At 39.8% G+C, this 12,007-nt stretch carries 12 protein-coding genes; 5 read left to right on the top strand and 7 right to left on the bottom strand.

Going from position 1 to position 12,007, the window contains the following annotated elements; translation table 11 throughout:
- Nucleotides 1-278: 278 nt before the first annotated feature.
- The 5 genes from FBQ94_RS02895 to FBQ94_RS02875 form a co-directional block, all read right to left on the bottom strand.
- The gene (locus FBQ94_RS02895; protein WP_007221856.1) at nucleotides 279-593 is read right to left on the bottom strand and encodes a hypothetical protein; all 315 of its coding nucleotides are present in this window, start codon (nucleotides 591-593) and stop codon (nucleotides 279-281) included.
- Nucleotides 594-725: 132 nt separating this feature from the next.
- Nucleotides 726-2,024 (bottom strand): molybdopterin-dependent oxidoreductase, encoded by a 1,299-nt coding sequence (locus tag FBQ94_RS02890; RefSeq protein ID WP_007221857.1) that lies wholly within the window; start codon nucleotides 2,022-2,024, stop codon nucleotides 726-728.
- 92 nt (nucleotides 2,025-2,116) lie between these two features.
- Nucleotides 2,117-3,697: a hypothetical protein gene (locus FBQ94_RS02885; RefSeq protein WP_007221858.1), complete on the bottom strand. Its 1,581-nt coding sequence runs from the start codon at nucleotides 3,695-3,697 to the stop codon at nucleotides 2,117-2,119.
- An 84-nt stretch (nucleotides 3,698-3,781) separates the two neighbouring features.
- A complete protein-coding gene (locus FBQ94_RS02880) occupies nucleotides 3,782-4,480 on the bottom strand; it encodes a DUF445 domain-containing protein (protein ID WP_007221859.1) in 699 nt (232 codons plus the stop codon).
- Between the two features lie 73 nt (nucleotides 4,481-4,553).
- Nucleotides 4,554-5,555: a tryptophan--tRNA ligase gene (locus tag FBQ94_RS02875; RefSeq protein ID WP_007221860.1), complete on the bottom strand. Its 1,002-nt coding sequence runs from the start codon at nucleotides 5,553-5,555 to the stop codon at nucleotides 4,554-4,556.
- A 466-nt stretch (nucleotides 5,556-6,021) separates the two neighbouring features.
- Here FBQ94_RS02875 and FBQ94_RS02870 point away from each other — a divergent pair, with 466 nt between their 5' ends.
- Nucleotides 6,022-7,881 (top strand): serine protease, encoded by a 1,860-nt coding sequence (locus tag FBQ94_RS02870; RefSeq protein WP_007221861.1) that lies wholly within the window; start codon nucleotides 6,022-6,024, stop codon nucleotides 7,879-7,881.
- On the opposite strand, the gene FBQ94_RS02865 is transcribed toward FBQ94_RS02870, so the two are convergent.
- Both FBQ94_RS02865 and proC read right to left on the bottom strand, forming a co-directional pair.
- On the bottom strand, nucleotides 7,855-8,664 hold the full coding sequence (locus FBQ94_RS02865; protein ID WP_007221862.1) for a DUF72 domain-containing protein: 810 nt from the start codon (nucleotides 8,662-8,664) through the stop codon (nucleotides 7,855-7,857). The two genes, FBQ94_RS02870 and FBQ94_RS02865, sit on opposite strands and share 27 nt — an antisense overlap.
- Before the next feature lie 120 nt (nucleotides 8,665-8,784).
- A complete protein-coding gene (proC, locus tag FBQ94_RS02860) occupies nucleotides 8,785-9,600 on the bottom strand; it encodes a pyrroline-5-carboxylate reductase (protein WP_007221863.1) in 816 nt (271 codons plus the stop codon).
- A gap of 265 nt (nucleotides 9,601-9,865) precedes the next feature.
- Between proC and FBQ94_RS02855 the strand changes: the two genes are divergently transcribed.
- Genes FBQ94_RS02855 through FBQ94_RS02840 form a run of 4 tightly spaced genes read left to right on the top strand, consistent with a single transcriptional unit; the run spans nucleotide 9,866 to nucleotide 11,902 of the window.
- Nucleotides 9,866-10,468 (top strand): hypothetical protein, encoded by a 603-nt coding sequence (locus FBQ94_RS02855; RefSeq protein WP_040543708.1) that lies wholly within the window; start codon nucleotides 9,866-9,868, stop codon nucleotides 10,466-10,468.
- A complete protein-coding gene (locus tag FBQ94_RS02850; protein WP_285441974.1) occupies nucleotides 10,465-10,617 on the top strand; it encodes a hypothetical protein in 153 nt (50 codons plus the stop codon). The genes FBQ94_RS02855 and FBQ94_RS02850 overlap by 4 nt, the downstream gene beginning before the upstream one ends.
- Nucleotides 10,586-11,218 (top strand): nitrilase-related carbon-nitrogen hydrolase, encoded by a 633-nt coding sequence (locus FBQ94_RS02845; RefSeq protein ID WP_285441973.1) that lies wholly within the window; start codon nucleotides 10,586-10,588, stop codon nucleotides 11,216-11,218. Before FBQ94_RS02850 ends, FBQ94_RS02845 begins: the two co-directional genes overlap by 32 nt.
- 48 nt (nucleotides 11,219-11,266) lie before the next feature.
- Nucleotides 11,267-11,902 carry an ERCC4 domain-containing protein gene (locus FBQ94_RS02840; RefSeq protein WP_007221866.1) on the top strand — a complete coding sequence of 212 codons (636 nt, stop codon included), beginning with the start codon at nucleotides 11,267-11,269 and terminating at the stop codon, nucleotides 11,900-11,902.
- The last annotated feature ends 105 nt before the right edge of the window (nucleotides 11,903-12,007 follow it).

Genomic DNA, 12,007 nt, shown 5'->3' with positions numbered 1-12,007 from the left:
TATGGAATTACCGAAAACCTCATATAAAATTCCTAAGAATTGAATTTTATATAAGATATCATAAGATATCCTACTGCATAAAGATATTTTGTAAATATATAATTTTCTGTCTTGATAGTCTCACTCTTTATAATTTCTGAGAATTATATTTGTTACATAGAGACTATTGTCAGTGTTTTCGGGTCTCTGGTGTGTAGTATGACTGGAGGTAGGCAATGATCTGCTCCGCATCGTCTTCCGGGATAGAAGCGCCAAACATATTGATCATCTTGTAAACCTCAGTTTTCCATATGGCACCTGGAAGGGGGGGGCTGCATAGTGATGTAAGTAGTACTGTGACAAAATCGACAGTAGATTTGGATAATCTCTCGACCTTTACCGGAAGGTAATTCAGGGGTAGAGAGAGGATATTCTCCCACATTATATATTGCATCGTATGAATACTGGGTCTGTTCAGGTTGAGTAATGCTACCCAGTGTTTCCTTGTGGTATTGACCACTATGAATTAAGCCAGGAAGCTTACTTTGAGCTAGAACAGCTCCGCCCAAAAGAAAGAGAAAGAGTCCAAACAAAACAAGTCTTATTTTTTTCATCGTATGCCTCCTTATATTGAATTGTAAGCAACGACTTACATTACCTCCATGGCGCTCCTCTTCGTAAAACCGAATAAGATCAATACCATAGTAATTATTTGATAATCCTCTATATTTTTTCACCAATATGCCTTATTGTGAAGCGCCTACAGTTACCTCTTGCCGCTCAATCTTATTCCACAAATATCCTCCAGGATTCCAGATTTCTTCATCAGGCTGGGTATTCCCTTTCTCGTCAGTTGCCCGCACTGCAAGTGTGTACTTGCCCACATGCTTTGGAGTCCATGGTGTCTTCCAGGTACGGAAGGAATAGGGACCGTAGTCTTCCCCAAGTTCAGTTTTGTGCCAAATCACACCATTGTTCTCAGAGAATTCTACCTTAATGATCTTACTATAGCCGCTGAAGGCAATGCCTTGTACCATTATTGGCATCTCTGAGGGTACCTTGCTTGTCCCATCCGGAGTAATGATGAATGAGCGTACAGGCATGGTCTTGATAGGGATCATTCTCACGCGACCATGCTTAACATCGTTAAAAGTAGTGTTGCCACGAGGTGTGTCGGGAACACAATAAGCCTTTGCCATCCAGAAATTGGTATCAGGTTCAGTTACTATGCGAATCCAGGTTAGTGCCTTGATCCAATAGGTTGCGAACTTACCGGGAACGACTAAACGTACCGGGAAACCGTTAAGCATGGGAAGAGGTTCGCCATTCATTTCATAGATTATAATGGCTTCATCAATGACCGAATCGTTTACGTTCAAGGATTTCTGAAATCTGTATGAGCCTGTATCCTTTGGTCCCCGACCGCGGTCTAACCCCTCAAATTGTATTTGCAATGAACCTGATTTGACTCGTGCAGCATTGAGCAAATCTTTAAGGTGCACCCCTGTCATAAGGGCATTACCCATAGCTCCATTACCCCATTGACCGCCAGGCACACGGGGTTGGAAACGACTACGGCTATTTCCAGAGCATTGGTTAACAGCAGCAATAGTAACAGGTTTGAATTTGCTCATGAGATCAGTCAGGGATAAGGCTAAAGGTTTTTCAATATTTCCTTCTATGAAAAGGCGCCATTCAGAGAGATTCACCGCGTTTGGGATGTTGTCGAGATGCCATCGTACATAAAAAGCAGCATTTGGAGTGAATGGGGTGAGAAAATAATGCCGTGGTGTCTCAAGCTGGATAGGCCGGTCAGTGAGTTGAATTAATGGAAACTTTTGAGGGTAAACGACAAAGGGGCCTACCGATCCCCAGTAAGGGTTGGCATCAGGTCCTGTAAACTGAGGGAGTGGTTGTACCGTCTGACCTGATGCCTGTGTCCACGCTGAAGATAATAACTTACTCAAGCCAAATCCAACTGCTACTCCACCAATTGTCTTTAGTAAGAGTCTCCGTGATATTGATTTGAATTTTTCTCCTGTCATTGTATTACCGTCTTTTATGGAAGAATATTTCTCTCATTTTTATCTTCATGAAGAATCGGTAGAGAAGATGTCCGATGCTTTTATGTTTTATTTCATGGTACTATTTGATTTATGATTTTATCCATTTTTTTTCTTGCTTCATCAGTATCGTGAGCATTTGCAGTTGATGTCTCATCTGCGCCATTCTTTCCTATCGTAACATCAGAAGCAGGTGTGCTTGATTCCGGTTTTGTATGGAGTGGTTTCGTGTTTGATTTAGGAACTGCTTTTGCGATACTGCTGCGACTTAAGGTAAAATTCGGTATTGATTGACGCAAGGAAGAAAGAAGATATTCGACCTGCGAATCAGATAATTTTGGACTATCTTTTAAATTATCCGGGTTTATTTCTTTTATTGTTCCATCTTCATTCAATGATTCACCAATCATACGAATAAGTTTTTCTGTACTTGACCTTCTTTCAATAACTGAAATATTTGAATTTTTAATCTTAGCCAGCAGACCTTTAGCCTTATTGAAACTGACTGTTTGGGCTCGGGGTACTGCAGCTTCACTCAAGATTTTTTGAATTGAGTGGAGATCTGCTGCTTTCTCCTTATCCTTATTCTCCAGGAATTCAAGCAATTCCTCAAAACTATTCTGACTCAAATCAATATCCAGTGAGCTAATATTCTTGTTGATTTCTACGACGAGATATGTGTTTTCTCTATATGGTTTGTATGGTTCGTCTGGTTTCTCCTTCCGATAAACAATTCCTTCATCCTCATCTAGTAATAATTCATCCCAAGGTATCTGTTCTTTATTAGCTCTTTCGCTCCTAATAATGACATAGTTTCCAGCTTCAAGGATAAAATGATTTACGAGATTTTCTGATCCTCCGCTTGGATCCAGTATCATAGAATATCTAAACTCAGTATCATCTTGATCACTATTTATCAAAGCTTGTCCCAAGCCATTTAATAAACTTAAGATAGGAGATGCCGGAGGATAAGCCATTGATCCTGCCTGGGCAACGGTAGATAACAAGGCCTTGGCTTGTTCGGAATTGACATCTAACTCAAAGATGGTAATACGAAAAGCGAGGGGTGCGCCATTATATTTAATAGGACCGTAAATAGGCATATTGTTGAAATTCAGGTACTGTCCCTTCAAGACATCATCAGAGAAGAAAACGAGCCTTCCAGCCTTTGTATTTATAAAGTCTAATTCTTTACCGGTATTCATCTCAAAGGCATTCGCCACGATTGCAATTTCACCATGTGCGTTATAACCTATTCTTGTTACTGCGAGTAAAGGATTTCTCATCTCAGCAAAGTCTTTGATATATGCCGTTCGAAGGTGGACAGAAATCGAGTCACCCTCAACAAATTTTCCCTCTTCAGATAAAGTGAAGTTCTTACAATGTAAAGGGAGCATTTTTTGATCTATGGTATCGGTTTTTTTATCCCTATCCTTAGTATCGCCTGCTTTTGATGTTGTTGGAGTTACTGTACTTGCGCTGTTCTCAGATATCTTTAGTCCCTTTCCAGCAAGATTTGTTTTTCGAAAGGTCACTACTCCTTCATTGGATATTGCGCAGCCTCCGAGGATAAGAGTAAGAACTGTTAGCGTTGATTGAATAAATTTAGGGGCAAAACACCATTGAGGATAGTGGTTTCGCTCTTTATTGTCCATAAGTCTCTTTTCCTTTCTTTATACAGGGTTTATGAACACTAGGGGTAAAATTGATGTAATGGTATCGTGTACTGAAAAAAGTCTTTAAAAAAATAGGGCGCTAACAAGGCCAATTAATGCCCCGAAAACTCCTCCCCAAACAACAAGCCAACCCAGGTGTGTGCGGATAATCTCTTCAATAATTTCTTTTACCCGATGTGGTGTAAGCTCGTTTAATCTGTTATCTACCATAGCGCTGATTTTGGATCTGAATATTCCAAAATCAGTCTCTTTTCGTAAAACTGAGGCTATATCAATGTTGGATAAGATATCAGCCGTTTGTCTCTCAAATTCTGTTTCAAATGGCTTACGTAACGGTTCAAGCGCTTTTTCACCGCCGAATAAGTTTAACATACCGCCCAAAGAGGAATTTTTAATCACCTCTATGAAACCATCGAATACCTTATCAAGGTCAATAGTATCCATCACTAATTTCGGTTGTATTTCGTGGGGTAATGTATCCTGGGTAACTTTGATAAAGTTTTCTTCGGTGAAAAAGTTCTCCATAATCAGGGAGCGGATACTTTCTTTAAATTCTTTAAACCGCAAGGAAATAATACCGGAACCATAAAGTCCTGGTATTTTCTCAAACAACATGTAGACAGCTAACCAATTGGTTAATGCGCCGGATAAGGCAAAAAGGCTTGCCATGATAATAGTGCTACGGCCTGTAAATTCGTGAGTAAAATAAGCAATCCCTAAGACACCAGCAGCAATGAGGTTAGTCAATAAGCTTTTATTCATAAGCATCCTTCTTCTTGTATTAAAAAATTCCTTTTAGATTTTGTATCTCAGCTTTGTATATCATATTCCCCTATCATAGCCGGCCAATTGCTTTTCGAACCTTCTCCATGAGAGGTATAGCCAAAGACCGTGCTTTCTGACCACCTTCTTTAAGAAGGGTATCTAACTTTTGTTGATCTGCCATCATTTGATTGTATACTTCGCGATATTTTCCGAGGAAGGAATTTAACATTTCGAACAACTCCTGTTTAACATCTGCCCATGCTATACCTTTGAGATATTGGTTTCTCATAGATTCTCCCTGTTCCGGACTGGCAAATTCCTTATATATGAGAAAAAGGGTAGAAGTTGTTGGGTCCTTAGGTTCTGCCGGTGGGGTAGAATCTGTTTTAATCCTGAAGATGCGTTTGCGTAACTGTTCAGGTGAAACGAACAGGGGAATGGTATTATCATAACTTTTACTCATCTTCCTCCCGTCTAATCCTGGTAATGATGCCGTTTCTTCCTGAATAAGATATTTTGGTAATTTGAATATTTCCTGATATGTAGTATTGAAGCTTTGAGCAATGTCGTTTGTAATCTCAATATGCTGTATCTGGTCTTTTCCGACAGGAACAAAGTCCGTCTGAAAGAGCAGGATATCGGCTGCCATAAGAATAGGATAATTATACAGCCCCATATTTATACCCGAGTCGATATCAGAAATTTCACTCTCAAGATTTTGAGCAACCGCTGCTTTATAAGCATGGGCGCGGTTCATCAGACCTTTCGGAGTCAGGCATGCAAGTATCCAGGTTAACTCAAAAATCTCCGGTATATCAGATTGGCGATAAAAGATTACTTTATCAGTATTCAATCCCAAAGCGATCCAGGTAGCAGCAACCTCATAACACAGGTGGTGAAAGTATTTTGGTTCTTTTATAGCCGTTAGGGCGTGATAATCGGCTATAAAATACATTGATTGATAGTGCTCATCCTGTGCCAGAGCTAACGCCGGCTTTATAGCACCAAGGTAATTGCCAAGGTGAGGACTGCCGGTCGGTTTTATTCCTGTCAGCACAATCTTCTTTTTCATATTTTTTCTTCTCAAAATATTTTACTCTATTATATAGACAAAGACAGGCTAGTCAAATACTGAAATTACTCTGCAAAAGTTATCTGGTTAACGTTGAAATCGCAATTGCTGTTTTGATATGATACTATAGTAAGCGAATGAAATATCCTGATTGTATAGGAATTTTCATTGTATGTAAGCGGGATTCAGGGTGGCGCGGACAAACCATGTCCCCGTATGTTTTGAGCGGGGATCTTTTGTCCGTGCGTCTTGAACGGAGATATGGTTTACCCGTGGACGATAAAACACTGACAAACAGAGTTTGTCAGTGCCACCCTTGACTAAAAAATAACTTGATATTTTCCTGGTGGGGCAACCCTTTCTGGTTTCTCCCGGCAAGGCTGAAGCCCTGCCCTACACCTACTTAATTTTTAGCGTTGACTCTAGCTTACATACTTTTTTATTAAAAATGATAGGATACAAGAGTATGAAAAAGTATCATCGGTTTTTGGTGCCGTGGATCTCTTTTATTTTCTGCATTGCGTTTTCTTCTTTCGTATATGCACAAGGAGATTTATCGGTAATTATCAAACAGATTCAGTCATCTGTTGTGGTTGTTTTGGCTTATGATACAAATGGCCAACTTCTTAACCAGGGAAATGGTTTTTTTATTAATAACGATGGTGATGTTATCACAAACATCCACATACTTCAGGGTGCAGTCAGCGCTGAAGTAAAAACGGCTTATGGGAAGGTATATACCATTACCGGTGTTTTGGCACAGGATAAGGAAGGAGGCCTTATCCGGGTATCAGTTGATATTCCTCCGAGATTAGTACGCCCTTTAATGTTAAGCACCTCCCTTCCCAAACCGGATGAGCGCATTATTGTGGTTGGCAGTCCAACCAGTGTTGATCAAAAGGTTTCTGATGGTATAATCTCAGATATTTATGAGATTCCGGTATTTGGAATGGTTATTAGGATCACCGCATCTATACCTTCGGAATTTAGCTGCAATCCTTTAGTAAATATGCAGGGAGAAATTATTGGGTTAGCATTTTCTCAAAGCATGAAAGATCAGAACCAGAATATTGCAATTCATAATAAGAGGGTAACAAAACTCCTGGAAGACAGAAGCGACAGCCTTACCAAATGGGTTGAAGGCGAAACAAATGAATGGTTTTCTTCTGCAGAAGGACTTTGCAACAAGGGGGTCTTTTACCTTGCAGCAGAAGACTATGAGAATGCCCTTCGTTGTTTTGAAAAAGCGGGTAAAGAAAATCCAAGATACTCTCTTGCTTATTTCTATATCGGTTATTGTATGGATAAGTTAGGGCGGTACTCAGAGGCAATTGAAGCGTACAAGCGTGCGATTCGGATCAACGCTACTTTTCTGGAGGTGCATTATAATTTGGGAGAAGATTATGACAGGTTAGGATGTTACGGGGAAGCAATCGGGATTTACAAGCAGATTATACGCATCCAACCCAAAAATGCAAGGATACACTATAAATTAGGCGAGGATTATCGCATACTTGAGCATTACCCTGAAGCGATTCATGCCTTTAAAAAGGCAATCGATAGTAAGCCTGATTTTGTTGAAGCATATTCCAGTCTTGGTCTGGTCTGTTTCAATCTCGGATATTATTCGGAAGCGATAGAGGCATACCAGCAAGTGATTACCATAAACCCTCACGATACCAAAGCTCATATCATGCTTGGCTCAGCTTATAGCAAGCAAGGATGCTATACAGAGGCAATCGATGTCTTCAAAAAAGTAATCTATAGTAAACCCGATGATACTCATGCCTATTTCCTGCTCGGTGTGGCTTATGAGAAACTCGGAAGTTACACGGAAGCTATTGATGCTTATAAGCAGGCAATCTCCATCAAACCTGATGATGCCGGGATGTACTATAATTTAGGAATGACTTATGAGAAGCTTGAACGCTCCGGGGAAGCAATTGATGCCTATAAACAAGCAATTTATCTTAAGCCGGACGATACCAGGGCATATCGTATGCTTGGCATGGTCTATGCTAAGCTTAAAAGGCACGTGGAGGCGATCGATGTCTATAAGCTGGCAATTAATATAAGGCCAGATGATGCCGATATCTATTATCGTCTGGCTCTGATGTATAATATTCTCAACCGTTATGGGGAAGAAATAGAGGCTTATAAGCAGGCGATTCTTATTAAGCCTGATTTTGCAGAGGCATATCTCGGTTTGGGCAAGAGGTATGTAAACCAGGGAGATAGAAATTCGGCACTGGAAGTATATAAAACTCTCAGAGATTTGAATAAGGATTCAGCCGGTGAATTATTTGATCTGATTTTCAGATCGTAACATAGCGATCATTTCCTTTGCGTTGATGACGGATTTTCCGTTATGACAGTTGTTGAACATGATGATAGTGTTCCTGGCAGAGTTGGCTATGTTTTTTATATCCGGCACAAAGGACTGCAACTCCTCTTTTGTATAAAGATAATCATATCTTTCTGCTACCGATGCCCGGAACCAATGCGGATTTCTGCCATGGAATCTGAAGTATCCAAGGTCGGTTGTTGTCGTTGGATTATAAGGCATGAGGCTTTTGAGTTTTGGTTCATCTACAACACAGTATCCAATATGGTGTTGTTGAAGAAATATGATACTTTTTTGACTATGCCATCTGGCATTTCTGAATTCTACTACGAGAGGAATGTCCTTTACCTCCTCCTTAAAGGTCTTGATATAGTCATAGTTTTCCTTTGTTGTATGAAAACTATAGGGGAACTGTGCCAGGATTGCCGTTAGCCTGTTCTCTTTTCTTAAAGGTTCCAGAGAGTAGAGGAATCGCTTGAATGTTTCATTAGTATCGATACGTTTTCCTGTATCTTTATCTTTTATCTCATGAGTCAGTGACTTATGTGCTTTGACGGTAAATTCAAAATCAGGGGAGGTCTTTCTCATCATACCCTCGAAAGATCTTTGAGAAGGTATGGTATAATAGGTAAAATTTATCTCGGTTATTTTAAAACCAAGGTGCTTTTCATAGTAAGGCAGCATGTCTCCTTTTTTCATATCAAAAGGGTAGATAGTGCCCACCCAATCCGGGAATGAGAAACCTGATGTGCCAACTTTGATCATAGTTTTATAATAATTCAGCCGCGAATGAACATGAATTTACATGAGTAAGAAAAAATCGTTACATAAAAAACAGCAAAAAGTTATTTCTTTTTTTGCAGGGTATGCGTTTTCATGCAATACCTATAACTGCTCGCCCAATTTTTTCGATTTTACGGTAGCGGCTTCAACAGCGTTTATAAGGGATGCCCTGAATCTACCCTCTTCTAATTTACTAATTCCTTCAATAGTTGTCCCACCGGGTGAGGTTACATCGTCTTTTAGTTTTGCCGGATGTTGACTGGTTTCTAATACCATCTTTGCTGCGCCGAGAACCGTTTGCGCTGCAAGGATAGTGGATACATCTCTGGGTAAACCCATTTTAACACCGCCATCTGATAATGCCTCAATAAACATATATACATATGCAGGGCCGCTTCCGCTTAGTCCTGTTACAGCGTCCAGATACTTTTCGTCTAGTTGAAATACCTTTCCAACGGCGTTAAATATCCTGGATACTAATTGTGCATCTGCCTCTGTAGCGTATTTGCCCGGGGAAAAGGCTGTTGCTGAGGTAGCAACCAAACATGGAGTATTGGGCATTACCCGGATTACCCGAACACCTGTTTGTAACCGTGATTCAATAAATCGTATCGGTATACCCGCTGCTATCGAAATTACTAAATGCTGTGGGGTAATATCAGTTTTCAAGTCACGAAGCACTTCGTTCATCATTTGTGGCTTTATGGCTAATACAATAACATTAGCAAAGGCAGTAATATCTTTATTGTTTTGTGTGGTATGTATACCGATTTCTTTATGTAAAAATGCGCATCGCTCTGCAACAACATCGCTCATCATGATGTTTTTTATTTCGCTCAGTTGAGCATGAATAATGCCCTTGCAAAGGGCTTCTCCCATCTTCCCGCTGCCAATAAATCCTATAGTTTCTTTTAACATAATACACAGTTCCTCTTAAAGGATATAATTACTCTGGTAAAAATTATAAAAAGTTGATATGTTCTTGTAAGATAATTTAGTTGCGACGATATTACCCTGTGTTTTATAGTATGTGTTACACAGAGAAAAAATTTTTTTCCGATTCCTACTTTTTGTGTCATTGGGAGTAAACCGTTTCTGTTTGTGATCTCTCTGTATTATTGTCCATTATATGGCTAATTTTATAATATTTTCAAGGATTCTTTTGCTTTATCGGCGAATAAAAATGAGAAAAAGGTTTATCTTTTTATGGATACTCTTTTTGCTTTTTGCATTTTCCAATGATTCTTATGCTGTATATTATACTCTATCAGGCGAACAGATCAGACAAGCTATTGAGTATGGTGAGAAAAATAAGGATGCTGATTCTATCTCATTCCTGGATGAATGGATACGTGTGTCGGATTCGGATAATGTATATGAATGGGCAGGTTTACATACAAAATTTAGCACATTGGCTTCCGAGGCAAAAAAAGCATCCCGGGTATCGAAAAACTTAACAGAAGAACAGATATCTCAGCTTCTTTCAGAGAAGGAAGATATTTTGTCATTTATTGTTATTTTGTATGGTAATTCATATGACTTTGCTCAGGATTATCATGCGGTATTATTATACAAGAATAAGCCTATCCAACCGGTCCTGGAACAAAATGATAGTCGTGGTACGGTTAGTAACCTTGAATTCAGGAGATCTATTGCCTATCGTGTTGAATGCCGCTATGACTTCCCTAATTATTGTGTAGAACCGGATGCAGAGGTTACCCTTGTAATTCTGAATCCACTGAATAATGAGAAGAGATTCCTGTTTCGTTTAGGAGAAATGAGATGAGGGTGGGGTTTTTACAAACATTTCCCCTGTTTGGAAAGAAGGATGAGAATTTAGATAATGCAGTGGCAGGGATAAAACGGACAGATGCTGATTTAGTAGTCTTACCTGAATTATTTAATGGTTTTTGGCCTTGCGGAAACAATCCCTGAAGGACAAACGACACAGGCATTGATTAAGCTATCAAAAGAAAAACACAGGTATATCGTGGCTGGTTTGTCGGAACGGGAAGGTAACTATAGTTACAACTCTGCTATATTGGTAGGCCCAAGTGGCTTTATAGGTTGCTATAGGAAGCTGCATCTTTTTCATCATGAAAAACTGTGGTTTGAGCCAGGAAATGGTGCGTTGAATATTTATGATATTGGTCAGGCAAGGATTGGTATTATGATCTGTTTTGATTGGTTCTTTCCGGAGGTTGCAAGGTCTCTGGCATTAAAAGGTGCGGATATTATCTGTCACCCTGCTAATCTTGTGCTGCCATACTGTCCGCAAGCTATGATTACACGCTGTGTGGAAAACAGGGTCTTTGCTATTACGGCTAATCGTATTGGGGCCGAGAAACGTTCAGAAGAGATGCTTACCTTTATTGGTTCCAGTCAGATTTTAGGGATAAAAGGGGAGATATTATACCGCGCCTCATCAGATAGGGAAGAATCAATGGTTGTTGAGATAAATCCAAAAAATGCCCGTGATAAGCAAATAACCCCTGCGAATCATCTCTTTCATGACCGGCGGGTTGAGTTTCTGTAAATACTTAAGATTACGTTTTTAAACTTTATATGATTCCGGGATTTTACCATGAGTATCGTTATAGATATCGATTACCGTGAAAGAGATTCCGGGATTGCAGGGATACTACGGGCTAAAGAGAATTTTATTGTGGAAGAAAAGAAGTTATCAATTGGAGATTTTCTCATCAATAAGCATATCGCTGTTGAGAGAAAGACAACGAAGGACTTTGTTATTTCCCTTATTGATGGACGGTTATTTTCTCAGGCATCCCGATTAAGAAGACATGCTGAAGCGCAATTTATGGTAATAGAAGGTACTGACTTATTTCAAACCGGTTATAAGGTTGACCCACAGGCAATCAAAGGAGCCCTTATTTCGTTGTCTGTTTCATGGCAAGTTCCTTTGATCTTTTCAAAATCTGCTCCTGGTACTGCTGAGATATTGATTATGGCGGGAGAGCAGGATGTTAAATACTGCGATGAGATATTAAAGAGAATGGGGAGAAAACCAAAGCGTGTTCAGGCACAAAAATTCTATTTTCTTCAAGGACTGCCTGGCATTGGACCAAGAATGGCAAAAAGGATATTAGAATATTTTGGGAGTGTAGAGAGGGTTATTACTGCAAATGAGCAGGAACTTGCTTGTGTGAGAGGAATTGGCAGGAAGAAGGCATCCATGATCTGTAAGATTATTAAGGAATAAACCGAACTTGAATGGGGTTCAAGAGGTCGTGGGTTCAAATCCCGCCACCCCGACCAATAAATTTAAGGGTTTCTCGAATTTGCCATATCTCGTTTTTCCTCAACT

The sequence above is a fragment of the Candidatus Jettenia sp. AMX1 genome (assembly GCF_030263775.1).
Classification (GTDB): Bacteria; Planctomycetota; Brocadiia; order Brocadiales; family Brocadiaceae; genus Jettenia; species Jettenia caeni.
The sequence above is the reverse complement of the archived record's forward strand: the minus strand, read 5'-3'. Positions and strand labels throughout refer to the sequence as shown.

Excerpts from the sequence above, each read along its gene's own strand:
- FBQ94_RS02870 (WP_007221861.1), top strand. The coding sequence starts at position 6,022 with ATGAAAAAGTATCATCGGTTTTTGGTGCCGTGGATCTCTTTTATTTTC.
- FBQ94_RS02855 (WP_040543708.1), top strand. The coding sequence starts at position 9,866 with ATGAGAAAAAGGTTTATCTTTTTATGGATACTCTTTTTGCTTTTTGCA.
- FBQ94_RS02850 (WP_285441974.1), top strand. The coding sequence starts at position 10,465 with ATGAGGGTGGGGTTTTTACAAACATTTCCCCTGTTTGGAAAGAAGGAT.
- FBQ94_RS02865 (WP_007221862.1), bottom strand. The coding sequence starts at position 8,664 with ATGATCAAAGTTGGCACATCAGGTTTCTCATTCCCGGATTGGGTGGGC.
- FBQ94_RS02890 (WP_007221857.1), bottom strand. The coding sequence starts at position 2,024 with ATGACAGGAGAAAAATTCAAATCAATATCACGGAGACTCTTACTAAAG.
- FBQ94_RS02840 (WP_007221866.1), top strand. The coding sequence starts at position 11,267 with ATGAGTATCGTTATAGATATCGATTACCGTGAAAGAGATTCCGGGATT.
- proC (WP_007221863.1), bottom strand. The coding sequence starts at position 9,600 with ATGTTAAAAGAAACTATAGGATTTATTGGCAGCGGGAAGATGGGAGAA.
- FBQ94_RS02880 (WP_007221859.1), bottom strand. The coding sequence starts at position 4,480 with ATGAATAAAAGCTTATTGACTAACCTCATTGCTGCTGGTGTCTTAGGG.
- FBQ94_RS02895 (WP_007221856.1), bottom strand. The coding sequence starts at position 593 with ATGAAAAAAATAAGACTTGTTTTGTTTGGACTCTTTCTCTTTCTTTTG.
- FBQ94_RS02885 (WP_007221858.1), bottom strand. The coding sequence starts at position 3,697 with ATGGACAATAAAGAGCGAAACCACTATCCTCAATGGTGTTTTGCCCCT.
- FBQ94_RS02875 (WP_007221860.1), bottom strand. The coding sequence starts at position 5,555 with ATGAAAAAGAAGATTGTGCTGACAGGAATAAAACCGACCGGCAGTCCT.
- FBQ94_RS02845 (WP_285441973.1), top strand. The coding sequence starts at position 10,586 with ATGGTTTTTGGCCTTGCGGAAACAATCCCTGAAGGACAAACGACACAG.